This is a genomic window from Escherichia sp. F1 (assembly GCF_046764225.1).
GTDB classification, from domain to species: domain Bacteria; phylum Pseudomonadota; class Gammaproteobacteria; order Enterobacterales; family Enterobacteriaceae; genus Escherichia; species Escherichia coli.
Genome location: NZ_CP177202.1, coordinates 1,902,739 through 1,928,638, shown reverse-complemented (window position 1 = coordinate 1,928,638; position 25,900 = coordinate 1,902,739). Strand labels below are relative to the sequence as shown.

The window sequence follows — 25,900 nt, the reverse complement described above, 5'->3', positions numbered from 1 at the left end:
TTCCCGGCAGGAGCGAAAAAATTGAAAGGCGCATCTTACTCTTTTCGCTTTCAAAAAAAGAGTGGTCTTCGCGTCAACACACCGCCCTGAGATGAATTAGTGATGTTTTGGCTGCACCGCAACATACATTTCGATATCCCAGTACCCATCTTCCGCGCCATTGTTCAAGTAAACCTCGAAGCAGGGCTTTGGTAACATTTCATAAGCACTGTCCTGCAAGAGGCTATTAAAGAACTGATACCAGGGTTTAGCAAAATCATCACCGACTACACGAGCCACCGCCACCGCATATTGACCACCTGAAATTTCTGTCAGAATGACGCCCTCACTGTTTTCGGGGAGCGTAAAGTTATTCGGTACCGTCACGACGGTGTCGCAGCGTAATTTTTCGGCGGGTGTTTCATCCGGATTGTCGTAATAGACAGCAACCCACTCCTTCGGCACAATATTTTTGCTATCTACCCACATCATCAACTGCTCAAAACCTTTCTTTACCGTCTGTTCCCACGGGCCAACGAGATGGAAACCTGCAACGGTACGTTTATCTTCCTGCTTAATCTCGTAGTTCATGACGCCTCCATTATTACTGTTTTTATATACAGTATAGTTGCAATATTAAAACCACAAGGAATGAGTGTTGATTATGCGAGCAGACTCGCACTCCTGCCAGTCTGCTGCAAAAGAAAGGTCAGGCCTTATGGTGGAAATAATCACTCAGGCGAGAAAACATGCTGCCTTCCCCGACAGATTCCAGGGTAACCAGCGGCCAGTGCGCCACCTGTTTATCACGGTCGTAAAGTTCAATTTCCCCTACCCGCTGATGGGCGCTAATTGGCGCGGTGAGCTCTTTACCATCAAGGGTATATTTGGCTTTGATATGTGGAATTTCGGCTTTCGGTAGCACCATCCAGAACTCTTGTTCCGTTCCCAGGTCGATATTTTCTTTATCGCCATACCAGATGCGTTCCGTACCAACCTTTTTCCCACGGTGCAAAATTTGCACCGTAGTAAAGTTTTGTTGCCCCCAACGCAGTAATTTTCTTGCCTCTTCCTCACGACCTTTTGCGCTGTCAGCACCCATTATCACTGCAATGAGACGACGCTGCCCATCCACAGCCGAAGCAATAAGATTAAACCCGGCACCAGAAGTATGACCCGTTTTCAGGCCGTCAACATTCATGGTCTTATCCCACAATAACCCGTTACGGTTTTGCTGGGTGATACCGTTCCAGGTGAGGCTTTTCTCACTGTACATATGATAAAACTCGGGCTCGCCGTGGATGATAGCGCGAGAAAGCACGGCTAAATCATAAGCCGAGCTATGCTGGCCAGGTGCATCCAGACCATGCACTGTTTCAAAATGCGTATCCTTGAGATGCAGCTTCTCGGCATAGTTGTTCATCATTTCAACAAACTGCCGTTGCCCACCGGCAATATAGTCAGCTAGAGCAACACAAGCGTCATTTCCGGAATCCACAATTAAACCACGGCTTAAATCACGTACCGATACGCGATCGCCCTCTTTCAAAAACATCAGTGAAGAACCGACAAACACCGGATTATCTTTCGCCCACGCATCGCGCCCCACGGTGACAATATCGTCTGGCGTAATGCGATGACTATCGATAGCGCGATCCACGACATAGCCCGTCATCAGCTTTGTCAGGCTGGCGGGATTGCGCTGTTGATGCTCATTACCCGCGGTGAGAATCTGACCGGTGGTGTAATCCATCAATACCCAGGACCCGGCATGAATCTCTGGAGGCTGAGGTGAAAAAGGAATGTTTTCCGCCGCAAAACCAGACGATAAGTTAAAAACGAACAAAGAAGCAGCAATAATAAGACGGCGTTTCAACAGCAAACCCTCAGGAGTTTCAAATAGCTGTTCTTTTTACGGAAATACTTATGAACTGGCTGGAATAAAGTGCAAGAAAATGTGACTACCCTCGCATTTTTATCTGACATGATCTGTTGCCACTCGCTGTCAAATTGTCGCGCTAAAGCTGATTAGCACGGTGATATTTGATACTCTGGCAGACAGCAGAAATAACGGATTTAACCTAATGATGAATGACGGTAAGCAACAATCTACCTTTTTGTTTCACGATTACGAAACCTTTGGCACGCACCCCGCGTTAGATCGCCCTGCACAGTTCGCAGCCATTCGCACCGATAGCGAATTCAATGTCATCGGCGAACCCGAAGTCTTTTACTGCAAGCCCGCGGATGACTATTTACCCCAGCCAGGAGCCGTATTAATTACCGGTATTACCCCGCAGGAAGCACGGGCGAAAGGAGAAAACGAAGCTGCGTTTGCCGCCCGTATTCACTCGCTTTTTACCGTACCGAAGACCTGTATTCTGGGCTACAACAATGTGCGTTTCGACGACGAAGTCACACGCAACGTTTTTTATCGTAATTTCTACGATCCTTACGCCTGGAGCTGGCAGCATGATAACTCGCGCTGGGATTTACTGGATGTTATGCGTGCCTGCTATGCCCTGCGCCCGGAAGGAATAAACTGGCCTGAAAATGATGACGGTCTACCGAGCTTTCGCCTTGAGCATTTAACCAAAGCGAATGGTATTGAACATAGCAACGCCCACGATGCGATGGCTGATGTGTACGCCACTATTGCGATGGCAAAGCTGGTAAAAACGCGTCAGCCACGCCTGTTTGATTATCTCTTTACCCATCGTAATAAACACAAACTGATGGCGTTGATTGATGTTCCGCAGATGAAACCCCTGGTTCACGTTTCCGGAATGTTTGGGGCATGGCGCGGCAATACCAGCTGGGTGGCACCGCTGGCGTGGCATCCTGAAAATCGCAATGCCGTAATTATGGTGGATTTGGCAGGAGATATTTCGCCATTACTGGAACTGGATAGCGACACATTGCGCGGGCGTCTATATACCGCAAAAGCCGATCTTGGCGATAACGCCGCCGTTCCGGTTAAACTGGTGCATATCAATAAATGTCCGGTGCTGGCCCAGGCGAATACGCTACGCCCGGAAGATGCCGACCGACTGGGAATTAATCGTCAGCATTGCCTCGATAACCTAAAAATTCTGCGTGAAAATCCGCAAGTGCGTGAAAAAGTGGTGGCGATATTCGCGGAAGCCGAACCGTTTACGCCTTCAGATAACGTGGATGCACAGCTTTATAATGGCTTTTTCAGTGACGCCGATCGCGCAGCAATGAAAATTGTGCTGGAAACCGAGCCGCGTAATTTACCGGCACTGGATATCACTTTTGTTGATAAACGAATTGAAAAACTGTTGTTCAATTATCGGGCACGCAACTTCCCGGGGACGCTGGATTATGCCGAGCAGCAACGCTGGCTGGAGCACCGCCGCCAGGTCTTCACGCCAGAGTTTTTGCAGGGTTATGCTGATGAATTGCAGATGCTGGTACAACAATATGCCGATGACAAAGAGAAAGTGGCGCTGTTAAAAGCACTTTGGCAGTACGCGGAAGAGATCGTCTAATTTGAAGCCTCCGCCGCTGGTACGGCGGAGGACAATGTTGAATCAGGCTTTTTGAACGGTGATGCTCCACGCTGCATCGCCAATCTGCTGATAATCGGTGATGGCATGTCCTTCTTCTGCCGCCCACTGTGGGATTGCTTCAGTTGCCTGGGTGCAATCAAACTCAATTACCAACTCATCGCCGCTGGCCATTTCTGCCAGTGCTGCTTTTGCTTCTATGAGTGGAAACGGACAGACCTGCGTCACCACATCCAGCTTTTTAATCGCCATCTTTACACCTTACTTAATTTGCCGCAGCAGTTGCCAGTCGCGCCTTACGCTGCGGTCGAACATACACAAGCCAGGACGCAGTCCAGACTCCGAGAATCATAAATACAAGGCCAATCCAGCCCTGCCAGGTCATCATTGCAGTCATAACCAGTCCATTACCGATAGAGCAACCACCTGCAATACTGGCACCGAAGCCCATCAGTACACCACCTAACCCGCTACGTAATGTTGTTTGTGCATCAGCTGCGCGAACGCGGAACTCACGGCTCGCTTTGGCGGCAATAAATGACCCCACGAAGATCCCTAACACCAGGAAAACGCCCCAGTTAATGTATTTCACGTCACCCGCGACCAGAAATTGCAGAATATTGGCCGTTGGGGAAGTGATTCCTAACCCAAACATGCGTCCGGTTGCTTCACTCAGGGGCCAGGCTAAAAGCGCAATCAAACCGATGAGTACAGCAGTGACAAAGGGATGCCAGCGTTTTTCAAACAGAATATGAGCGATCCCGGTTCGGCGCGGCGGTAAGGTCGCGACTTTGAGTTTTGGCTTCTTCAACTCTTTCATCACCACCCAGAGCGTTATCACCAGCAAAACGGTAACCAACGGCCACACAGACAAATTAAAAGTCTCAGCAATAGAGTTATGTTCAGTACTGTAGTGCTGCAAGGTTTGATTTAAACCACTGGCATGTGGAGAACGCATCACCGCACTCATCACCATATAAGTGAAAAGCGCGATCCAACTGCCGATCAATCCCTCACCCGCGCGATACCAGGTCCCGGTGGCACATCCACCCGCCAGAACAATTCCCAGCCCGAAAAGATACCCACCTATAACAGTACCAAGCCACGGGAACGCCCCGGCTTCGTAAGTCAGTAGGCCCGCCTGAATTAACGCAAAAACCCCCACGCTTTGTACCGAAATTGCAATCAGCAAGGCGTAAAACATGCGATTATTTTTCGCGATATACATATCGCGAAAACCACCAGTCAGGCAAAAACGCCCACGCTGCATGACAAATCCCAGCAGAGCACCACAAATTAGCCCGCTTAATATCATTGAAAACATAAATTAATTAACCAGATGAATGTTAATGGGGAAATTATTCATGACTGGTGGAATGCAGACCAATAACCAAATTCTCTAAATTAGAACAAATGGTTATTAATGAGGATTTCGATAAAAAAGAATAAAAAAACCGGAGCCAAATGTTCATTCGACTCCGGTTTATTATTAGAAAAGATGATTATGCTACGTCTTCGTACTGCGGAACCGGATTACGGAAGCTCTTGGTGACGCAAGCCAGGTAAATCAGACCGATAGCAGCCCAGATCAGACCCAGAACCATTGAGCTTTCTTCCAGGTTAACCCACAGCGCACCAACGGTCAGCGCACCACACATCGGCAGGAACAGATACTGGAAGTGATCTTTCAGCGTCTTGTTACGCTTCTCACGGATCCAGAACTGCGAGATGACCGACAGGTTAACGAAGGTGAACGCCACCAACGCACCAAAGTTAATCAGCGCCGTAGCCATTACCAGGTCGAAGTTGATTGCCAGCAAGGCAATCGCGCCAACCAGGATGATGTTCATTGCCGGAGTACGCCATTTCGGGTGTACATAACCGAAGAAGCTTTTCGGGAATACGCCGTCACGACCCATTACGTACATCAGACGCGCTACGCCTGCGTGCGCCGCCATACCGGACGCCAGTACGGTAATGGTGGAGAAGATCAGCGCGCCAACCTGGAACGCTTTACCCGCAACGTACAGCATGATTTCAGGCTGTGACGCATCCGGATCTTTAAAGCGAGAGATATCCGGGAAGTACAGCTGCAGGAAGTAAGTTGCAAAGATGAAGATCATGCCGCCAATCAGCGCGGTCAGGAAAATCGCACGCGGGATCACGCGCTCTGCATCTTTGGTTTCTTCCGACAGGTTGCTGATGCCGTCAAAGCCGGTAAAGGAGAAACACAGGATTGTCGCCCCGGTAATCATCGGGATAACATGCGCATCGCCAGACCAGAACGGACGAGTGCTCGCCAGCGTACCAGCGCCTTCACCTTCAAATACGCCATAAACAACCATGCCCAGAATCACCGCGATCAGCACTACCTGCAACACGACGATTACAGTGTTGAAGTTCGCTACGGATTTCAGACTACGCAGGTTAAAGGCGGTCATAAAGGCCACCAGCGCCACCACAAACATCCACGATGGGATGGAAGGCACCAGAGCTTCAAAATAGATTTTCGCCAGCAGAATGTTGATCATCGGCGCGAACAGATAGTCGAGCAGAGAAGACCAACCCACCATAAAGCCGACAGTCGGGCTAATGGATTTCTGGGCGTAAGTGTATGCAGAGCCAGCAGAAGGATAGCGGCGAACCAGCTTCCCGTAGCTCAGAGCCGTAAACAGGATCGCAATCAATGCGAACGCATAGGCTGTCGGCACATGACCATCCGTGAGGCCTGAAACGATACCAAAAGTATCAAACAGCGTCATCGGCTGCATATAGGCTAGACCCATCATTACAACCGGAACTAACGTAAGCGTTTTACGCAATTCCACGCGAGAGGTGTTTGGAGTAACGTTATGCGACATGGTCATTCTCCTTTACGATGATAACCGTCGCGTAAGCAAAAAATTGCCCCATTTTTTTGGATTCCTCAGCGACAACAACTGTCGATTTTTAGTAAATATCTATCCGGTACGAAGCCCGGCCTCTTGGTATGAATGATTGGTTTGAAGCAAAAAATAACCGACGCTAATTAAACGTCGGTTTTTAGTCATTTTTTGACAGCGGCGCATTGTGCCTAAATGAGGGGGAAATGACAAGAGAATGAGAGGCTTGTCATAATAATTTTTCTTTAAATGGCTGATTTTCCGTCATCAGATTTTGCATAAACACCGGCGATCGCACTATTTGCTAAAATTTCATCCCGCCACCAGCCGCTGGCAAGCCCTGCGGTCTGTTCATTCCAGCCAATCCAGACGGGTTCAAAGAGAGTTTGGGCGACCACTTTCTTCTCGATTAACGCGCCACTATCGAGAAAACGTTGCGCCAGATAACGGGGTAAATAGCCGCAGCCGAGGCCGCTAATTTGCAGCTCCAGCTTGGTTTTAAAATCGAAAACGGTAATGGCTTCTTGTTCGTCGAGAAGTTGTGAGGCCGTAGAAGCGCCGGCCTGCGCAGTGTCCCCCACCACAATCGCCCGATATCGCTTAATGATACGACGGTTTAACGGTTCTTCTTCCAGGGCTAACGGATGATGAGGCGCTACCGCAAAGACTTGTTCCAGATCGCCCAACCGTGAGAAACCAAACTCACTGGAAGATGGTGGCTCATGCATCGCGCCAACAATAATATCCGCTCGCCCCTGAGTCAGGGCATCCCATGAACCACCGAGTACGCCATTGATAAACTTCAGGCGCGTCACGCTATGATGTTGATAAAAAGCTTCAATGAGTGGCGCAAGCAGAGAAAAAGGAAACGTGTCGTCCACGCCAATCACCAGCTCGTTTTCCCAGCCTTCATGCAGTTTGATCGCCTGCTTTTCCAGTTCTCGCACGGTATGCAGAACTTCCCGCCCCTTCTCTAATAACATTTTTCCGGTACGGGTGAATTTAGCGCGGTGACCGCTACGATCAAGCAATTGAATATTAAGGTCGCTTTCCAGCTTGTGAACGGTATAACTCAGAGCGGACGGCGTCTTGTAGAGTTTAGCCGACGCCGCCGCAAAACTGCCCTCTTTTTCTAAGGCATCGAGGATCATCAACACATCCAGCAGTGGTTTCATACACGCCCCCTTGCAGTGCATGCGGCGTCCTGCTGGCGTGATCGTTTACTCCAGCGGCATTACCAGCGGATCGGGATACTGGTATTCAAACCCCAGTTCATTACAAATCCGACTGCCATCAATAATCTTACCTTTGCCGCTGTCCAGACTATTTCTGAACTGCGGAGGTTCCAGCCCCAGTAAACGGGCCATCTGCGGATAGAAAACATTACGCGCAGGGTGAGCTGGCGCACATATATTATAGATGTGTCCGCCTTTAGGTGCCTGTAACAACAGAGTGATAGCGCCAATAACATCTTCTAAATGGACTAAATTAACACCATGTTCACCATCAGGCGCGGTTTTTCCGGCAAAGAAGCGTCCGGGATGACGTCCCGGTCCGACCAGGCCCGCAAGACGCAGAATATCGACCGAAGTACCGGGTAAATTGTGCAGCCAGTCTTCGAGTTCTTCTAATACTCGTCCACTGTTGGTCACCGGATTACGCGGGGTGGTTTCTTTCACCGTGCCTTGCGCGTCGCCATAGACAGACGTTGAGCTGGTAAAAATAATTCGGGGAATACGATGGGCCAGCGCGCTATCCACTAACTCTTGTACCGCTTGTAAATAGAACTCATCGCCGGGGCCGCTACGACGTGCCGGAAGCGTAATGACCAGCGCATCGGCATCCATCAGGGCATCCAGATCGTCAGAATCGCAAACTAACTCAGGCTCCATGCGAAGCAGATAGCTGTCAATGCCACTCATTCGGGCCGCTTCGACACCATCTTGTGTGGTTTTACTCCCGGTGACTTGCCAGCCTCGCGCTGAAAGTGACATCGCCAGCGGCATGCCTAACCACCCTAACCCGACAATTGCGACCTTTTTCATCCGTTATCTCCTGATACACCTTAGATCTATAAGGCTACGCTAGCGTATCAAAACTGACAATTCATTCTATGAATGAATCTGTTCAATAATGATAACGACATGCTGCAATGAGCAGTGAATCATCAGTAACCGCGTATACCAGACGGTGCTCCTCTGTAGTGCGTCGGGACCAGAAACCTGACAAATTATGTTTCAGGGGTTCTGGCTTCCCCTTACCTTCAAATGGTGTTCTGCGGGTATCTTTGATAAGTTCATTGATCTTTTTAACAATTCGCTTATCTGTTTCCTGCCAGTACAGATAATCATCCCATGACTCCTCAGACCAGATTAGTTTCACTCAATAATGTCCTTTTCCGTTCCTTTGCCTGATTTCAGGCTATCGATTGAGTCCATCAATCTCCGGGCGTTAGCGGGGGAACGCAGTAGATAAGCCGTCTCTTCCAACGAGTTGTATTCTTCGAGGGACATCAGAACACAAGCCTCTCCATTCTGACGAGTAATAAGGATCGGCGCATGATCTTCAACGGCTTTCATCATTGTTACCGACAAATTCTGACGCGCTTCGATGTAGCTAATTGTACGCATGTCAATCTCCTCTTTTGTACAGTTCATTGTGCAATGATGGGCGTTAATTAACTATTTATTAATTAGTTTGTAGATCAAGATATTGTCAGTGAGTCGAAAAATACAGGCTTCGCTATTTTTGGTGCCGTCAGCTTAGAGGTCAGTCCTCTTAGCCCCCTCTTTCCCCGCTCATTCATTAAACAAATCCATCGCCATAAAATATATAAAAAAGCCCTTGCTTTCTAACGTGAAAGTGGTTTAGGTTAAAAGACATCAGTTGAATAAACATTCACAGAGACTTTTATGACACGCGTTCAATTTAAACACCACCATCATCACCATCATCCTGACTAGTCTTTCAGGCGATGTGTGCTGGAAGACATTCAGATCTTCCAGTGGTGCATGAACGCATGAGAAAGCCCCCGGAAGATCATCTTCCGGGGGCTTTTTTATTGCGCGGTTGATAACGGTTCAGACAGGTTTAAAGAGGAATAAGAAAATGACAGACAACACTCGTTTACGCATAGCTATGCAGAAATCCGGCCGTTTAAGTGATGACTCACGCGAATTGCTGGCGCGCTGTGGCATTAAAATTAATCTTCACACCCAGCGCCTGATCGCGATGGCAGAAAACATGCCGATTGATATTCTGCGCGTGCGTGACGACGACATTCCCGGTCTGGTAATGGATGGCGTGGTAGACCTTGGGATTATCGGCGAAAACGTACTGGAAGAAGAGCTGCTTAACCGCCGCGCCCAGGGCGAAGATCCGCGCTACTTTACCCTGCGTCGTCTGGATTTCGGCGGCTGCCGCCTTTCGCTGGCAACGCCGGTTGATGAAGCCTGGGACGGCCCGCTCTCCTTAAACGGTAAACGTATCGCCACCTCTTATCCTCACCTGCTCAAGCGTTATCTCGACCAGAAAGGCATCTCTTTTAAATCCTGCTTACTGAACGGTTCTGTCGAAGTCGCCCCGCGTGCCGGACTGGCAGATGCGATTTGCGATCTGGTTTCCACCGGTGCCACGCTGGAAGCTAACGGCCTGCGCGAAGTCGAAGTTATCTACCGCTCGAAAGCCTGCCTGATCCAACGCGATGGCGAAATGGAAGGATCCAAACAGCAACTGATCGACAAACTGCTGACCCGTATTCAGGGTGTGATCCAGGCGCGCGAATCAAAATACATCATGATGCACGCACCGACCGAACGCCTGGATGAAGTCATCGCCCTGCTGCCAGGTGCCGAACGCCCAACTATTCTGCCGCTGGCAGGTGATCAACAGCGCGTAGCGATGCACATGGTCAGTAGCGAAACCCTGTTCTGGGAAACGATGGAAAAACTGAAAGCGCTGGGTGCCAGTTCAATCCTGGTGCTGCCGATTGAGAAGATGATGGAGTGATCGCCATGAGCTTTAACACAATCATTGACTGGAATAGCTGTACTGCAAAGCAACAACGCCAGCTGTTAATGCGCCCGGCGATCTCCGCTTCTGAAAGCATTACCCGCACCGTTAACGATATTCTCGATAACGTGAAAGCACGCGGTGATGACGCCCTGCGGGAATACAGCGCGAAGTTTGATAAAACCACGGTTACCGCGCTGAAGGTGTCTGCTGAGGAGATCGCCGCCGCCAGCGAACGCCTGAGCGACGAGCTAAAACAGGCGATGGCGGTGGCAGTAAAGAATATTGAAACCTTCCATACTGCGCAAAAACTGCCGCCGGTAGATGTTGAAACTCAGCCCGGCGTACGTTGCCAACAAGTCACGCGCCCGGTAGCTTCAGTGGGTTTGTATATTCCTGGCGGCTCCGCCCCGCTCTTCTCAACGGTATTAATGCTGGCAACTCCGGCGCGTATTGCGGGCTGTAAAAAAGTGGTGCTGTGCTCACCACCGCCGATTGCCGATGAGATCCTTTACGCGGCGCAGCTGTGCGGCGTGCAGGACGTGTTTAACGTCGGCGGCGCACAGGCCATTGCCGCGCTGGCGTTTGGTACAGAATCCGTGCCGAAAGTGGACAAAATCTTCGGGCCAGGTAACGCCTTTGTCACCGAGGCAAAACGTCAGGTGAGCCAGCGTCTGGACGGTGCGGCGATCGATATGCCCGCAGGCCCGTCGGAAGTGCTGGTGATTGCTGACAGCGGCGCAACGCCGGATTTCGTGGCTTCTGATTTGCTCTCCCAGGCTGAACACGGCCCGGACTCTCAGGTGATTTTACTGACGCCCGCTGCTGATATGGCGCGTCGCGTTGCCGAAGCTGTCGAACGCCAGCTGGCAGAACTGCCGAGAGCTGAAACCGCCCGCCAGGCACTGAGCGCCAGCCGCCTGATTGTGACCAACGATTTAGCGCAGTGCGTGGAGATATCTAACCAGTACGGCCCGGAGCACCTGATCATCCAGACCCGCAACGCCCGCGATCTGGTCGATGGCATCACCAGTGCCGGTTCGGTATTTCTGGGTGACTGGTCACCGGAATCGGCAGGTGATTACGCCTCCGGCACCAACCACGTTCTGCCGACTTACGGTTACACCGCCACCTGTTCCAGCCTCGGGCTGGCAGATTTCCAGAAGCGCATGACCGTGCAGGAACTGTCGAAAGAAGGTTTCTCCGCGCTGGCTTCGACCATTGAAACATTGGCCGCCGCCGAGCGCCTGACCGCCCATAAAAATGCCGTTACTTTGCGTGTTAACGCCCTTAAGGAGCAAGCATGAGCACCGTGACTATTACCGATTTAGCGCGTGAAAACGTCCGCAACCTGACGCCGTATCAGTCGGCGCGTCGTCTGGGCGGTAACGGCGACGTCTGGCTGAACGCCAACGAATACCCCACAGCCGTGGAGTTTCAGCTTACTCAGCAAACGCTCAACCGCTACCCGGAATGTCAGCCGAAAGCGGTGATTGAAAATTACGCGCAGTATGCAGGCGTAAAACCGGAGCAGGTGCTGGTCAGCCGTGGCGCGGACGAAGGTATTGAACTACTGATTCGCGCTTTTTGCGAACCAGGTAAAGACGCCATCCTCTACTGCCCGCCAACGTACGGCATGTACAGCGTCAGCGCTGAAACCATTGGCGTCGAGTGCCGCACAGTGCCGACGCTGGACAACTGGCAACTGGACTTGCAGGGCATTTCCGACAAGCTGGACGGCGTAAAAGTGGTCTATGTTTGCAGCCCCAACAACCCGACCGGGCAACTGATCAATCCGCAGGATTTTCGCACTCTGCTGGAGCTAACCCGCGGAAAAGCCATTGTGGTTGCCGATGAAGCCTATATCGAGTTTTGCCCGCAGGCATCGCTGGCTGGCTGGCTGGCGGAATATCCGCACCTGGCTATTTTGCGCACACTGTCGAAAGCTTTTGCTCTGGCGGGGCTTCGTTGCGGATTTACGCTGGCAAACGAAGAAGTCATCAACCTGCTTATGAAAGTGATCGCCCCCTACCCGCTCTCGACGCCGGTTGCCGACATTGCGGCCCAGGCGTTAAGCCCGCAGGGAATTATCGCCATGCGTGAGCGGGTGGCGCAAATTATTGCAGAACGCGAATACCTGATTGCCGCGCTGAAAGAGATCCCCTGCGTGGAGCAGGTTTTCGATTCTGAAACCAACTACATTCTGGCGCGCTTTAAAGCCTCCAGTGCAGTGTTTAAATCTTTGTGGGATCAGGGCATTATCTTACGTGATCAGAATAAACAACCCTCTTTAAGCGGCTGCCTGCGAATTACCGTCGGAACCCGTGAAGAAAGCCAGCGCGTCATTGACGCCTTACGTGCGGAGCAAGTTTGATGAGTCAGAAGTATCTTTTTATCGATCGCGATGGAACCCTGATTAGCGAACCGCCGAGTGATTTTCAGGTGGATCGTTTTGACAAACTCGCCTTTGAACCGGGCGTGATCCCGGAACTGCTGAAGCTGCAAAAAGCGGGCTACAAACTGGTGATGATCACTAATCAGGATGGTCTTGGAACACAAAGTTTCCCGCAGGCGGATTTTGATGGCCCGCACAACCTGATGATGCAGATCTTCACCTCGCAAGGCGTGCAGTTTGATGAAGTGCTGATTTGCCCGCACCTGCCCGCAGATGAGTGCGACTGCCGTAAGCCGAAAGTAAAACTGGTGGAGCGTTATCTCGCTGAGCAAGCGATGGAGCGTGCCAACAGTTATGTGATTGGCGATCGCGCGACCGATATTCAACTGGCGGAAAACATGGGTATTAATGGTTTACGCTACGACCGCGAAACCCTGAACTGGCCGATGATTGGCGAGCAACTCACTAAACGAGACCGTTACGCCCATGTAGTGCGCAACACCAAAGAGACGCAGATTGACGTTCAGGTGTGGCTGGATCGCGAAGGCGGCAGCAAGATTAACACCGGCGTGGGATTCTTTGATCACATGCTGGATCAGATCGCCACCCACGGCGGTTTCCGGATGGAAATCAACGTCAAAGGCGACCTCTATATCGACGATCACCACACCGTCGAAGATACCGGCCTGGCGCTGGGCGAAGCATTAAAAATTGCTCTTGGCGACAAACGCGGTATTTGCCGCTTTGGTTTTGTGCTGCCGATGGACGAATGCCTTGCCCGCTGCGCACTGGATATCTCTGGTCGCCCGCACCTGGAATATAAAGCTGAATTTACCTACCAGCGCGTGGGCGATCTCAGCACTGAAATGATCGAGCACTTCTTCCGTTCGCTCTCTTACACCATGGGCGTGACGCTACACCTGAAAACCAAAGGTAAAAACGATCATCACCGTGTAGAGAGCCTGTTCAAAGCCTTTGGTCGCACCCTGCGCCAGGCCATCCGCGTGGAAGGCGATACCCTGCCCTCGTCGAAAGGAGTGCTGTAATGAACGTGGTGATCCTTGATACTGGCTGCGCCAACCTGAACTCGGTGAAGTCTGCCATTGCGCGCCACGGTTATGAACCCAAAGTCAGCCGTGATCCTGATGTGGTGTTGCTGGCCGATAAACTGTTTTTGCCTGGCGTCGGCACCGCACAAGCGGCGATGGATCAGGTGCGTGAGCGCGAGCTGTTTGATCTCATCAAAGCCTGTACCCAACCGGTGCTGGGCATCTGCTTAGGGATGCAACTGCTGGGACGACGCAGCGAAGAGAGCAATGGCGTTGACTTGCTGGGCATCATCGACGAAGACGTGCCGAAAATGACCGACTTTGGTCTGCCGCTGCCGCATATGGGCTGGAACCGCGTTTACCCGCAGGCAGGCAACCGCCTGTTTCAGGGGATTGAAGACGGCGCGTACTTTTACTTTGTTCACAGTTACGCAATGCCAGTCAATCCATGGACCATCGCCCAGTGTAATTACGGCGAACCGTTCACCGCGGCGGTACAAAAAGATAACTTCTACGGCGTGCAGTTTCACCCGGAGCGTTCTGGTGCCGCTGGCGCTAAGTTGCTGAAAAACTTCCTGGAGATGTAATGATTATTCCGGCATTAGATTTAATCGACGGCACCGTGGTGCGTCTCCATCAGGGCGATTATGGCAAACAACGCGATTACGGTAACGACCCGCTGCCACGCTTACAGGATTACGCCACACAAGGTGCTGAAGTGCTGCACCTTGTGGATCTGACCGGGGCAAAAGATCCGGCTAAACGTCAAATCCCGCTGATTAAAACCCTGGTCGCGGGCGTTAACGTTCCGGTGCAGGTTGGCGGCGGCGTGCGTAGCGAAGAAGACGTGGCGGCGTTACTGGAAGCAGGCGTTGCGCGTGTCGTAGTCGGCTCCACCGCGGTGAAATCACCAGAAAGGGTGAAAGGCTGGTTTGAACGTTTCGGTGCCGATGCCTTAGTGCTGGCGCTGGATGTCCGTATTGACGAGCAAGGCAACAAACAGGTGGCAGTGAGCGGCTGGCAAGAGAACTCGGGCGTGTCGCTGGAACAACTGGTGGAAACCTATCTGCCCGTCGGCCTGAAACATGTGCTGTGTACCGATATTTCACGCGACGGCACGCTGGCAGGTTCTAACGTCTCTTTATATGAAGAAGTGTGCGCCAGATATCCGCAGGTGGCGTTTCAGTCCTCCGGCGGTATTGGCGACATTGATGATGTTGCTGCCCTGCGTGGCACTGGCGTGCGCGGCGTAATAGTTGGTCGTGCATTACTGGAAGGTAAATTCACCGTGAAGGAGGCCATCGCATGCTGGCAAAACGCATAATTCCATGTCTCGACGTTCGTGATGGTCAGGTGGTGAAAGGCGTACAGTTTCGCAACCATGAAATCATTGGCGATATCGTGCCGCTGGCAAAACGTTACGCCGAAGAAGGTGCTGACGAACTGGTGTTCTACGATATCACCGCTTCCAGCGATGGCCGTGTGGTAGATAAAAGCTGGGTATCTCGCGTGGCGGAAGTGATCGACATTCCGTTCTGTGTGGCGGGTGGGATTAAGTCTCTGGAAGATGCCGCGAAAATTCTTTCCTTTGGCGCGGATAAAATTTCCATCAACTCCCCTGCGCTGGCGGACCCGACGTTAATTACTCGCCTGGCGGATCGCTTTGGCGTGCAGTGTATTGTGGTCGGTATTGATACCTGGTACGACGCTGAAACCGGTAAATATCATGTGAATCAATATACCGGCGATGAAAGCCGCACCCGCGTCACTCAGTGGGAAACGCTCGACTGGGTACAGGAAGTGCAAAAACGCGGTGCCGGAGAAATCGTCCTCAACATGATGAATCAGGACGGCGTGCGTAACGGTTACGACCTCGAGCAGCTGAAAAAAGTGCGTGAAGTTTGCCACGTCCCGCTGATTGCCTCCGGTGGCGCGGGCACCATGGAACACTTCCTCGAAGCCTTCCATGATGCCGACGTTGACGGCGCGCTGGCAGCTTCCGTATTCCACAAACAAATAATCAATATTGGTGAATTAAAAGCGTACCTGGCAACACAGGGCGTGGAGATCAGGATATGTTAACAGAACTACAACGTCGCGAACTGGACTGGGAAAAAACCGACGGACTGATGCCGGTAATTGTGCAACATGCGGTATCCGGCGAAGTGCTAATGCTGGGCTATATGAACCCGCAAGCCTTAGACAAAACCATCGAAAGCGGCAAAGTCACCTTCTTCTCGCGCACTAAACAGCGACTGTGGACCAAAGGCGAAACGTCGGGCAATTTTCTCAATGTGGTGAGTATTGCGCCGGACTGCGACAACGACACGTTACTGGTGCTGGCAAATCCAATCGGGCCAACCTGCCACAAAGGTACCAGCAGCTGCTTCGGCGACACCGCTCACCAATGGCTGTTCCTGTATCAACTGGAACAACTGCTCGCCGAACGCAAATCTGCCGACCCGGAAACCTCTTACACAGCCAAACTGTATGCCAGCGGCACCAAACGCATTGCACAGAAAGTGGGCGAAGAAGGGGTGGAAACCGCACTGGCCGCGACGGTAAATGACCGCTTTGAGCTGACCAACGAGGCATCTGATTTGATGTATCACCTACTGGTGCTGTTGCAGGATCAGGATCTGGATTTAACAACGGTGATTGAGAACCTGCGTAAACGGCATCAGTGAGTTGCGGGGTAAGCGGATGCGATGTTGTTGTCGCATCCGGCAAAAAAAACGGGCAAGGTGTCACCACCCTTCCCGTTTTCTTTAAAGCTGCAAAGATTATTTCGCGTTGTAATTGCGTAGAGCATTACGCCCCAGCACAATCCCCGCGCCAACCATGCCACCCAGCAGCACCGCCAGAATCAAGGTAATAGCCTTTTTCGGACTATCGCGACGAATAGGTAACGTCGGTTTCATCACATAACGGTAAGCATGAATATCAAGATCATCAACCTTTAAGCTTTCGATATCCAGCAGGTTTTGACGTGTCTGATAGTAGTTTGGTGAGAACACCAACGGACGGGTCGCCTCATGCTTAATCATCGACTCCAGCGCTTCGCTCCCCAAAAGGAACAACGTATCTTGCGTCACATCTTCAGTCTGCTGAACCTGTGGTTTTGTCACCTGCGCCTGATTCGCATACTGCAACGCTTCCTGAATCTGACGGATACGCAGATCTTTCTGCTCCTGCGCAACCACTTCCTGGGTCTTCAGCGAATCCTGCAAGTTTTTCATACGCAGCGCGATGTTGTCTTTCAGGTCTTTTTCCATTTCTTCGTTTACCTGGTCGTCAACTTGCTGGATATACTTCGCCAGCTGCTTCTGAGCACCTTCAGGTGTTTCACCAACATAAGACACCGCTAAAGGTAATGACTGGTTTTTAACAGTAGGCTCAATGGTCAGCTTTTCTGATTTTTCCTGGTTATCCAGCGTTTCCGCTAATGCTGAGAATGCAGTGCTGTAACGTCCGATAAGTGAAGCCTGAATGTCGGAGACTTTCGGTACAGCCGATCCGTAGATCACATTCATCGCGTTGGTATAACCAGCGATTTGCCCCACATCAGGTTGAGTAACAATAGCTGTGGAAGTCCACTTTTCTTTGGCAACGACCAGATACCCTATAGCCAGGGCAATAGCCACAATGACAGAGATGATAATTGTCATCTTGCCACGCCACAACTGCACCAGTAAATCAATCAAATCAATCTGTTCCGGGTCAAGGTTTTGCCCAAAAACATTATTATTTTCTACTCTCATCATTACCCTATCGGACGAAATAATTTTAAGTCGCCATAGTTTAGCGATAATCGCTATGAATGCTATAGGATAAATGATAAAAATAATGAATTATTACAAAGGGAACATAAGAGAATCAGGGCGAAAATCGCCCTGATAACATAATGTTAGTCGCTGCCAAAAAGATCGCGGGTGTAGACCTTATCTGCCACATCCTTAAGCTCTTCTGCCATACGGTTGGAGATAATGACGTCGGCTTGTTGTTTGAAAGTGGCGAGATCACGTTCCAGCCGAGAGTTGAAGAACGAGTCTTCTTTCATCACCGGTTCGTAAATGATCACTTCAACGCCTTTCGCCTTGATACGTTTCATAATCCCTTGAATGGAAGACGCACGGAAGTTATCTGACCCGCTCTTCATAATCAGACGATAAATACCCACCACTTGCGGTTTGCGTGACAAAATGGCATCGGCAATAAAGTCTTTACGCGTGCGGTTAGCATCGACAATTGCCGAAATCAGGTTATTCGGCACAGACTGGTAGTTCGCCAGTAACTGCTTGGTATCTTTCGGCAGACAATAACCACCATAACCAAACGACGGATTGTTGTAATGGTTGCCGATACGTGGATCGAGACAAACGCCTTCGATAATCTGGCGAGTATTCAGACCTAAACTTTCTGCATAGCTATCCAGTTCATTAAAGTATGCTACGCGCATCGCCAGATAGGTATTAGCGAAAAGTTTAATCGCTTCTGCTTCAGTGGAGTCAGTAAACAGGGTCGGGATATTTTGCTTAATCGCGCCTTCCTGTAACAACGCAGCAAAACGTTCTGCGCGTTCTGAACGCTCACCGATGACAATACGTGACGGATGGAGATTATCGTAAAGGGCTTTACCCTCACGGAGAAATTCCGGAGAAAAAATAATATTTTCAGTACGATATTTCTTATGCATCGCTTCGGTAAAACCAACGGGAACCGTTGATTTGATGACCATAACCGCATAAGGATTTTTCTCAACTACGTCTTTAATTACTGATTCTACACTCGATGTATTGAAATAATTAGTTTTAGGATCATAGTCGGTTGGAGTGGCGATGATGACATAATCAGCATACCGGTAGGCTTCATTTTTATCTAATGTGGCATTAAAATGTATTTTATCTGATTGCAAAAACTGCTTAATTTCCTTATCAACAATAGGAGATATCCGATCATTCAGCATAGCAACGCGTGACGGTAAAATATCTAATGCCACAACCTCATGATTTTGTGCGATTAGAAGCCCGTTTGACAAGCCTACATAGCCAGTACCGGAAATGGTGATTTTCATTTCATGCTCTCAGAATTAACTTAACTATGAATCATGATGTTTTTAGCATCCTGATAAGAGTTAAAAGTTTTAACGCTACGTTGTAAGATGGTCAACGCAACGAAAAACAATTCAGAATTTCTTTATAAGAATAGCTGATATTTATTAAGTTAATATTAAGCAGTGAAATTTAGTCTATAAGATAATTGGTAAAAAAAACCCGGCATAATATACGCCGGGCCTCAATTTTATTGTTGATTAAATCAGATTAATCCAGCCATTCGGTATGGAACACACCTTCTTTATCAATGCGCTTATAAGTATGCGCACCGAAATAGTCACGCTGTGCCTGGATCAGGTTCGCAGGCAGAACAGCGGCGCGGTAGCTGTCATAATAGGCAACCGCAGCGGCGAAGGTCGGAACGGGGATACCGTTCTGTACCGCGTAAGCGACGACATCGCGCAGCGCCTGCTGGTAGTCATCGGCGATTTGCTTGAAGTACGGAGCCAGCAGCAGGTTAGCGATCTGCGGATTTTCGGCATATGCATCGGTGATTTTCTGCAGGAACTGCGCACGGATGATGCAGCCAGCACGGAAAATCTTCGCGATTTCACCGTAGTTCAGATCCCAGTTGTACTCTTCAGACGCGGCGCGTAGCTGAGAGAAGCCCTGAGCGTAAGAAACGATTTTGCCCAGATACAGCGCACGGCGAACTTTTTCGATGAACTCAGCCTTGTCGCCTGCCGGCTGTGCTTGCGGGCCAGAGAGAACTTTAGATGCGGCAACACGCTGATCTTTCAGAGAAGAGATATAACGTGCAAACACAGACTCGGTAATCAGCGACAGCGGTTCACCGAGATCCAGCGCGCTCTGGCTGGTCCATTTACCGGTACCTTTGTTAGCTGCTTCATCCAGAATCACATCAACCAGGTAGTTACCGTCTTCATCTTTTTTAGTGAAGATGTCTTTAGTGATGTCAATCAGATAGCTGCTCAGTTCACCGTTATTCCACTCGGTAAAGGTCTGCGCCAGTTCTTCGTTGGAGAGGTTCAGACCACCTTTAAGCAGAGAATAGGCTTCAGCAATCAGTTGCATATCACCGTATTCAATACCGTTGTGAACCATCTTCACATAGTGACCTGCACCATCGGCACCAATATAGGTAACGCATGGCTCACCGTCTTCAGCCACTGCGGCGATTTTGGTCAGGATCGGCGCAACCAGTTCATAGGCTTCTTTCTGCCCACCAGGCATAATGGAAGGACCTTTCAGCGCGCCCTCTTCACCACCGGAAACACCGGTACCGATGAAGTTAAAGCCTTCGGCAGAAAGCTCACGGTTCCGGCGAATGGTGTCCTGGAAGAAGGTATTACCACCATCAATGATGATGTCACCTTTATCGAGGTACGGCTTGAGGGAATCAATAGCAGCATCCGTGCCTGCACCTGCTTTTACCATTAACAGGATGCGACGAGGCGTTTCCAGAGATTCAACAAACTCTTTCACCGTATAGTAAGGAACCAGTTTCTTGCCTGGATTTTCGGCAATTACTTCTTCCGTCTTTTCACGGGAACGGTTGAAAATAGAGACGGTATAACCACGGCTTTCGATGTTGAGCGCAAGGTTGCGCCCCATCACTGCCATACCGACGACGCCGATCTGTTGCTTCAGCATTGTTAACTCCTTTCTAAGATAGAACAAGATTTTCCATTTAAAATGCAAATAAAATTAAAAAACTACAAGAAATCAACAATTATTTTTTTCACATTTGGGTAGAGAAAACAAACACCAATCAATGTGATAAAAGAAAGAATCACAACTCTCGGCAATATATCATCATTTTGAAAATATAACCCCATAAAAATAAGAGTCAACATAAACAAAAAGTGCACCATTAATCTTTTTATATAATTAACTTTATCTAATCCAATTTTATTTATAACACGTTTAGGGTTATAAATAAAGCATGTAAAGAATTGAGATATAATGATACTATACATCAAACCCTCAGCATTGTAATGAGGTATTAAAAAACATGACAGAATTAAAACCATAACTGCTGATATAATACTTTGCCTATGAAAATCGTAAATACCAATGGCAGTGCCAATTGAGGTTAGAATAACCTGACATGTTTCAATATAGAATATAATAATTATTGCTACTATATAATAGTAGGATATTACATCTATTTTCCCCTTAAGAATATACTCCGCAACAGGAATACCTAACAATGCCACAAAAGAAGTAGAAATAACAGATATAAGCACACTGATATCTAATAGTTTAAGTGTGAGAGGGATAACATCAACACCATCATGGAAACGCTTTGAGAGCGTAGGCATCAAATAACTTGCAACCAAAATAATTATCAAATTATAAACATTAAATATTTGCAAAAAGAAACCATATATAATAGTAGAACTAGAACTGCTTTCTGAACCAAATATTTTCAAATAATATATAGACAATGTATAGATGAAAATTGCAGGAAAAACAGTAAAAAAAAGCTTAAGGTTATACTTGAATGGTAGATGGAATGGCTTTTCGCTCCTGTTGACTGACTTCTTATGCTTAAGGAGTAAAAATGACAAAGAATATATTAAGCAGAATAGTGAGCTCAAAAACCATACAAGAGTTAATTCATACAAATCAATGTTTTTATCAGAATGATAAAACAAGAAAAGGAAAGCAGTTGGCATAATTATGGCGTACAGAAATCGATAAACTTTATCGATAATAATATTTTGTTTTGCATATACACATGCATTAATAATATTCGATATACTACGTACCACCAAACCCATACCAAAATAAATAAAAAGCGGGTTAACAAATAAGCTATAAATTACAACAAATATGATCTGAAGGGGTATTACTACCCCTAATGATTTCTTTATGAAGAAAGACAGAGCTCCTTTACAATTTCCCTGATAGCTGTTAAAAAAATTAATTGCTAATATGGGATAGGAAAATTCCAACAAAGAAAAAAGGGAAATGAGTGCAAAAAACATATACCAAGCATTTAAAACATCCAGAGCAACGTTTTTAGCTAAATAATAGTTAAAAATTAACGACAGAATAACTTGTATAGGTATAAACAAAAAAGTAATAATCACAGCATAACTGACTAATTTTCTGTGCTGTCTCATTTCCAGTCAAATCCATTCTTTATTTTTTCATATTCATTAGGCACACCACAGAACACTACATCACATCTGTTTATAACGGTATAAAAAATTTTGTGCCCACATGTAATCAAATGATTATATAGAGGAGCGATATACACCTCTTTAGTAGTATCTTCATTTTCTAGCCAGTTATTATAAGCTATATTCAACAACTTATAATCACCAAAGTAATATAAACCAGTGCAACAATATTCAGATATATTTTGTTTTTCCGCAGTCATTTTTACTTGATTAGGGACATCTGATTCAGGCATAATATTACTCCAATTTTCACCTGACCCTAAAAATGTTTCCAAATACCCAGAGCATTCTTTCAAACTAAAATTATCAGGCAAATTAATCTCTCTGCGAAAAGTATCTATATTAAAAATTAAAATGTCACTAATATCTCTCTTGCAATTTTTTACTCCTTTCACAACCGTCTCTGCTTGACCATTTGTTTGCTGTTCGAGCAAAACAATTTCAAAATCATTTATACCTAATTCGGCCATTTCATATTGAACAAACTTTTCATCTAGTATGCCTTTAATACCTATAATTAGAAAAAAATGATCCTTAAATTTTAGAAAACTTCGTAGTGAATGAAAAAATACGCTTTTGTTATTAATTTTTAACTTATACTTAGGAACATCATAACCTGCTTTATAAAAGCGTGATGATTGTCCTGCCATAGGAATTACAATCGTTGTCATAAATACTCCAAATTTAACAAACTGAACAGTCTATAAGCATTTGCTATAAATGCTTCTTGTCTAAGTTTAGAATCAGAATGAAGCGGCAACATTGATAAAAATAAATGTATGGTTATACATTGTATCTCTTCAATAGTATACCCAAATTCTTCAAAAGAATTAAACACGCCTAAAAATGAATTCACTATGTCGCTGTAGTTATCATCATATAGTTCAAATTCAATTCTGTTATCTACATAATCGTATTCCAGCAAAAATTTCTGAGCGATAATAAGATCATAACATCCAATTACCGAGTGACATAACTTAGCCAAGTCATACCTTATATCTCCCCATATGCTTAACTCATTGTTATAGTTAATACCTCTGGGATCGATTAATTTAATTCTCTGACTTCTAAAATCGTATAATATATTACTAAAGCAAAAATCGCCATGTGTAATTATAACATCATCACTCTTAGTTGGGTTAATAAAGCGTGATGATATTTCTGCTATTTTTTTTATCGATGGGAACCTTTTACCATTAAATATAACATCTTTAGTCAATTGTATGTTTGTTGTCAATTCAAAATCATGTAACCTTTTTAGGGTCTTATCATAGTACAATTTATCATATGATGCCAGTTCAGACATATCTAGCGTTTTTTTACTATTAGAGTATTCTTTTGATCTATTTAAGAAATCTCGACACGAGTTAAACACATTCACCCAACATGACTTAGGTAACTCACAAAACACTGCCATATCAGACAAAGGAAGATTATAAAGATATTCTATTGTATACTCTGCATAATCATTATCTTCTCTAACATCAAAAACCCTCGGAGTGAAGATACTCAATGCAGGCGGCAAACTCAAAAACCAATTCGCTTCGCCTAGCATTTTTGCTTTCTTCTTACTTTTTTTTATCACACAAAAATTATTTATTTGAAGACTATTAAACTCACGCTCAGTAGTGATACTCGTTCTTGATGTAAAAAAGCTGTTTAAATGACCAAAATCATACCAATGATCATTTTTTAAAACTTTTGTTGCAACCGACGAGTAATACAATTCAGAAGACGACAGAAAATCATAGTTCATCTTTTTCAAGCATTCGCATAACCTCCCAATATTACTGAAACAAAAGAAACCAGAAATAACCAACTCACCATTATCAACAGCTGGATTATCTTTATTTATAATAAGCTTATCACCATTAATTACAACAGATGCTCGGTTATAGTAGCCGATGTTATTAGATACATAAAAATAATCATCACTCGTAGCTTCAAAGGTATGATAAAAAGTATCACCATAATTAATAATTAGTTTATCACATTCGATTAAGTTAAAATCATTTAACAACCGATACAGACTATGTCCTTGTGATAAAGTATAAGAAGTTTTTAGTATTGTAATATCATTTTCATTAAAGTATTGTTGATCATACCTACCAATGTGATACTCTTCCGGTAGAGATAAATATATTTTTTCTTCAGGAAAAGCTTTCCTTAACGACTCAATCTGATGATGATATAGTCTTCTATTACCAAGGGGTAAAAAGCACGGTGGTAGCAAACCGAATTCAGCTCTTAGGTCGTCATTAACGTAAGCAGCAGAGTTTATTAGAATCATTTTTTTACCTCCTTATTCAGTAGTTCAGCAATCTCCATTTCTGACAAGCTTATAAACTCTGAAGGCCTAATCGCCTTATCATCAACATAAAATCCATTTGTCCCACACCATGGTTTACCCACAATAATTTCATCATATGGAATATTATTACGATTTAACCAGTCAATTATAACAGGCATTGTATGAACATTTATCTTCCCAATGTTACCTGAAAAAGTATTCATATTACGGGCGGTAAATATTGTGATTGTATAACCCAGCTCTTTATACATCTTCATTTTATTTACAACATCTTGATTTACTGGTTTTTTACCGTATGGTTCATCGTTATGGATTGTGATAGTATTATCCAAGTCTATAATAATTCGCTTCATTGTTACCTTTGACAATCTTTTGTGTTAAAAACAGAACAATAGTTTTCAAATCGTTCGTAATGTGACATTTCTCCATCGACACGAACAGGAGAATTGAATAATTGATAATATCTTACAAAAATAAGAGACAATAAAATTAACAGTAAAAACAACTGAACTCTTTTATACTTAAAGGCTGATATAATCATTGCTATACATATAGCATGAGAAAATTCGAAGTAAACAGTTAGTCTTTCATAAATAATGCTAAAGTCATTGAAAAGCGAATATATCATCACTTCAATTACAATCAAACATCTAAATACATAATATTGCTTTTTACTAAATTTGCTAGCAATCAGTTCTGAAAATCTCTTATTATAAAATAGAACTAGAATGATTAATAACTCCAAATATTTAAACGAAAAACCAACTTTATAGCTTAAAGAACTATTATTGATATATATATTTAATGCATTTATTCCTGACAATAATGATTTCATACCTATGAGCTCACTTACAGAGGTATAAACCATTAACAATGAAAATAGCAATAGGGCGGAAAATGGTATACGATTAGCGATTTTATAAAGAAATGGGACAATTAATAACATAATAGCAGACATATGGAATAATGCAGCGACAAATATTAATATATAATATTTATAGCTTTTCGCTATCAAATAACGAATGGAATAAGCGAATAACGCAGCAGCAACACCTTGTCGTACAATAGAGAAATTATGAAAATAACCGTAATATAAATATATTAATAAAAAAATGTAAACAAAGTTCCCTAAATACTTATAAGCCGACTTTATAATTAATGTAACGGTTATTAAAGAGAAAAAGAGAAATGGTGGTATGTGCAATAAAACAGATATATAAGATAGTAAAACGAACCCTGGTTCATAATTAAAAACATTTGCTTTGCTTATTTCAAATAAATTAGAATTTGTCAGCTCATAAAAAAAATAGTCATAAGCTTCCCAATCCCAGCCGGTATGAAATCTTAAACCAGCAAGTAATGAGAGCAGTAAAATATAAGTATATATATATACATTCGTAAATTTAACATCATTGTGGAATAATACGATAATAGAGATCAATAGTGCCACTGTCATTAAAATGAAATATATCCCCAT

The 25,900-nt window shown here is 46.1% G+C and carries 28 protein-coding genes and 1 other annotated feature; of the genes, 10 read left to right on the top strand and 18 right to left on the bottom strand.

Going from position 1 to position 25,900, the window contains the following annotated elements:
* Positions 1 to 96: 96 nt before the first annotated feature.
* Both sbmC and dacD read right to left on the bottom strand, forming a co-directional pair.
* Complete coding sequence (gene sbmC, locus ACK8NJ_RS09230) at positions 97 to 570, bottom strand: DNA gyrase inhibitor SbmC (protein WP_001105393.1); 474 nt, start codon at positions 568 to 570, stop codon at positions 97 to 99.
* A 118-nt stretch (positions 571 to 688) separates the two neighbouring features.
* Positions 689 to 1,855, bottom strand: coding sequence for a serine-type D-Ala-D-Ala carboxypeptidase DacD (gene dacD / locus ACK8NJ_RS09225; protein WP_096252396.1), 1,167 nt, complete (start codon positions 1,853 to 1,855; stop codon positions 689 to 691).
* Positions 1,856 to 2,063: 208 nt separating this feature from the next.
* Between dacD and sbcB the strand changes: the two genes are divergently transcribed.
* Positions 2,064 to 3,491, top strand: a complete 1,428-nt coding sequence (sbcB, locus tag ACK8NJ_RS09220; RefSeq protein WP_137487674.1) for an exodeoxyribonuclease I — start codon at positions 2,064 to 2,066, stop codon at positions 3,489 to 3,491.
* 42 nt (positions 3,492 to 3,533) lie between these two features.
* On the opposite strand, the gene tsuB is transcribed toward sbcB, so the two are convergent.
* From tsuB to yefM, 8 genes are all read right to left on the bottom strand, one after another.
* Positions 3,534 to 3,761, bottom strand: a complete 228-nt coding sequence (gene tsuB / locus ACK8NJ_RS09215) for a thiosulfate utilization sulfurtransferase TsuB/YeeD (RefSeq protein WP_000985273.1) — start codon at positions 3,759 to 3,761, stop codon at positions 3,534 to 3,536.
* A 13-nt stretch (positions 3,762 to 3,774) separates the two neighbouring features.
* Entirely contained in the window at positions 3,775 to 4,833 is a 1,059-nt protein-coding gene (gene tsuA / locus ACK8NJ_RS09210) for a thiosulfate utilization transporter TsuA/YeeE (RefSeq protein WP_000492321.1), read from the bottom strand.
* 178 nt (positions 4,834 to 5,011) lie between these two features.
* On the bottom strand, positions 5,012 to 6,370 hold the full coding sequence (plaP, locus tag ACK8NJ_RS09205) for a putrescine/proton symporter PlaP (RefSeq protein WP_000019197.1): 1,359 nt from the start codon (positions 6,368 to 6,370) through the stop codon (positions 5,012 to 5,014).
* Entirely contained in the window at positions 6,360 to 6,422 is a 63-nt protein-coding gene (yoeI, locus tag ACK8NJ_RS09200; protein ID WP_097415165.1) for a membrane protein YoeI, read from the bottom strand. The genes plaP and yoeI overlap by 11 nt, the downstream gene beginning before the upstream one ends.
* A 214-nt stretch (positions 6,423 to 6,636) precedes the next feature.
* On the bottom strand, positions 6,637 to 7,566 hold the full coding sequence (locus ACK8NJ_RS09195; RefSeq protein WP_000803351.1) for a LysR substrate-binding domain-containing protein: 930 nt from the start codon (positions 7,564 to 7,566) through the stop codon (positions 6,637 to 6,639).
* Between the two features lie 45 nt (positions 7,567 to 7,611).
* The gene (locus tag ACK8NJ_RS09190; protein ID WP_000754737.1) at positions 7,612 to 8,436 is read right to left on the bottom strand and encodes an SDR family oxidoreductase; all 825 of its coding nucleotides are present in this window, start codon (positions 8,434 to 8,436) and stop codon (positions 7,612 to 7,614) included.
* A gap of 82 nt (positions 8,437 to 8,518) precedes the next feature.
* On the bottom strand, positions 8,519 to 8,773 hold the full coding sequence (gene yoeB / locus ACK8NJ_RS09185) for a type II toxin-antitoxin system mRNA interferase toxin YoeB (RefSeq protein WP_112005156.1): 255 nt from the start codon (positions 8,771 to 8,773) through the stop codon (positions 8,519 to 8,521).
* Complete coding sequence (gene yefM / locus ACK8NJ_RS09180; protein ID WP_137487675.1) at positions 8,770 to 9,021, bottom strand: YoeB-YefM toxin-antitoxin system antitoxin YefM; 252 nt, start codon at positions 9,019 to 9,021, stop codon at positions 8,770 to 8,772. The genes yoeB and yefM overlap by 4 nt, the downstream gene beginning before the upstream one ends.
* Positions 9,022 to 9,303: 282 nt before the next feature.
* Here yefM and hisL point away from each other — a divergent pair, with 282 nt between their 5' ends.
* The 9 genes from hisL to hisIE all read left to right on the top strand — a co-directional run bounded on the left by hisL (position 9,304) and on the right by hisIE (position 16,533).
* Complete coding sequence (gene hisL, locus ACK8NJ_RS09175) at positions 9,304 to 9,354, top strand: his operon leader peptide (protein ID WP_001364200.1); 51 nt, start codon at positions 9,304 to 9,306, stop codon at positions 9,352 to 9,354.
* Positions 9,330 to 9,453 (top strand) — a sequence feature (His leader region). Its footprint overlaps the gene before it by 25 nt.
* Positions 9,454 to 9,499: 46 nt before the next feature.
* On the top strand, positions 9,500 to 10,399 hold the full coding sequence (hisG, locus tag ACK8NJ_RS09170) for an ATP phosphoribosyltransferase (protein WP_000131789.1): 900 nt from the start codon (positions 9,500 to 9,502) through the stop codon (positions 10,397 to 10,399).
* A gap of 5 nt (positions 10,400 to 10,404) precedes the next feature.
* Positions 10,405 to 11,709, top strand: coding sequence for a histidinol dehydrogenase (gene hisD / locus ACK8NJ_RS09165; RefSeq protein ID WP_064226601.1), 1,305 nt, complete (start codon positions 10,405 to 10,407; stop codon positions 11,707 to 11,709).
* On the top strand, positions 11,706 to 12,776 hold the full coding sequence (gene hisC / locus ACK8NJ_RS09160; RefSeq protein ID WP_000108937.1) for a histidinol-phosphate transaminase: 1,071 nt from the start codon (positions 11,706 to 11,708) through the stop codon (positions 12,774 to 12,776). The genes hisD and hisC overlap by 4 nt, the downstream gene beginning before the upstream one ends.
* Positions 12,776 to 13,843 carry a bifunctional histidinol-phosphatase/imidazoleglycerol-phosphate dehydratase HisB gene (gene hisB / locus ACK8NJ_RS09155; protein ID WP_061354362.1) on the top strand — a complete coding sequence of 356 codons (1,068 nt, stop codon included), beginning with the start codon at positions 12,776 to 12,778 and terminating at the stop codon, positions 13,841 to 13,843. Before hisC ends, hisB begins: the two co-directional genes overlap by 1 nt.
* Positions 13,843 to 14,433: an imidazole glycerol phosphate synthase subunit HisH gene (hisH, locus tag ACK8NJ_RS09150; protein ID WP_001103560.1), complete on the top strand. Its 591-nt coding sequence runs from the start codon at positions 13,843 to 13,845 to the stop codon at positions 14,431 to 14,433. The genes hisB and hisH overlap by 1 nt, the downstream gene beginning before the upstream one ends.
* Positions 14,433 to 15,170 (top strand): 1-(5-phosphoribosyl)-5-[(5-phosphoribosylamino)methylideneamino]imidazole-4-carboxamide isomerase, encoded by a 738-nt coding sequence (hisA, locus tag ACK8NJ_RS09145; protein ID WP_411962376.1) that lies wholly within the window; start codon positions 14,433 to 14,435, stop codon positions 15,168 to 15,170. The genes hisH and hisA overlap by 1 nt, the downstream gene beginning before the upstream one ends.
* The gene (hisF, locus tag ACK8NJ_RS09140; RefSeq protein ID WP_062893635.1) at positions 15,152 to 15,928 is read left to right on the top strand and encodes an imidazole glycerol phosphate synthase subunit HisF; all 777 of its coding nucleotides are present in this window, start codon (positions 15,152 to 15,154) and stop codon (positions 15,926 to 15,928) included. Before hisA ends, hisF begins: the two co-directional genes overlap by 19 nt.
* Positions 15,922 to 16,533, top strand: coding sequence for a bifunctional phosphoribosyl-AMP cyclohydrolase/phosphoribosyl-ATP diphosphatase HisIE (gene hisIE, locus ACK8NJ_RS09135; RefSeq protein WP_411962375.1), 612 nt, complete (start codon positions 15,922 to 15,924; stop codon positions 16,531 to 16,533). The genes hisF and hisIE overlap by 7 nt, the downstream gene beginning before the upstream one ends.
* 96 nt (positions 16,534 to 16,629) lie before the next feature.
* Here the strand turns inward: hisIE and wzzB are convergent, their stop codons facing one another.
* The 8 genes from wzzB to wzy all read right to left on the bottom strand — a co-directional run bounded on the left by wzzB (position 16,630) and on the right by wzy (position 25,900).
* A complete protein-coding gene (wzzB, locus tag ACK8NJ_RS09130) occupies positions 16,630 to 17,607 on the bottom strand; it encodes an LPS O-antigen chain length determinant protein WzzB (RefSeq protein WP_411962519.1) in 978 nt (325 codons plus the stop codon).
* Between the two features lie 146 nt (positions 17,608 to 17,753).
* Positions 17,754 to 18,920, bottom strand: coding sequence for a UDP-glucose 6-dehydrogenase (gene ugd, locus ACK8NJ_RS09125; RefSeq protein WP_411962374.1), 1,167 nt, complete (start codon positions 18,918 to 18,920; stop codon positions 17,754 to 17,756).
* Between the two features lie 247 nt (positions 18,921 to 19,167).
* The gene (gndA, locus tag ACK8NJ_RS09120) at positions 19,168 to 20,574 is read right to left on the bottom strand and encodes an NADP-dependent phosphogluconate dehydrogenase (RefSeq protein ID WP_230041819.1); all 1,407 of its coding nucleotides are present in this window, start codon (positions 20,572 to 20,574) and stop codon (positions 19,168 to 19,170) included.
* Positions 20,575 to 20,636: 62 nt separating this feature from the next.
* On the bottom strand, positions 20,637 to 22,052 hold the full coding sequence (gene wzx, locus ACK8NJ_RS09115; RefSeq protein WP_154735964.1) for an O78 family O-antigen flippase: 1,416 nt from the start codon (positions 22,050 to 22,052) through the stop codon (positions 20,637 to 20,639).
* Positions 22,049 to 22,783: a capsular biosynthesis protein gene (locus tag ACK8NJ_RS09110; protein ID WP_154735965.1), complete on the bottom strand. Its 735-nt coding sequence runs from the start codon at positions 22,781 to 22,783 to the stop codon at positions 22,049 to 22,051. The genes wzx and ACK8NJ_RS09110 overlap by 4 nt, the downstream gene beginning before the upstream one ends.
* The gene (locus tag ACK8NJ_RS09105; protein ID WP_000600822.1) at positions 22,780 to 24,402 is read right to left on the bottom strand and encodes a hypothetical protein; all 1,623 of its coding nucleotides are present in this window, start codon (positions 24,400 to 24,402) and stop codon (positions 22,780 to 22,782) included. The genes ACK8NJ_RS09110 and ACK8NJ_RS09105 overlap by 4 nt, the downstream gene beginning before the upstream one ends.
* Complete coding sequence (locus ACK8NJ_RS09100; RefSeq protein ID WP_154735966.1) at positions 24,399 to 24,776, bottom strand: capsular biosynthesis protein; 378 nt, start codon at positions 24,774 to 24,776, stop codon at positions 24,399 to 24,401. Before ACK8NJ_RS09100 ends, ACK8NJ_RS09105 begins: the two co-directional genes overlap by 4 nt.
* 2 nt (positions 24,777 to 24,778) lie before the next feature.
* A complete protein-coding gene (gene wzy / locus ACK8NJ_RS09095; protein WP_154735967.1) occupies positions 24,779 to 25,900 on the bottom strand; it encodes an O78 family O-antigen polymerase in 1,122 nt (373 codons plus the stop codon).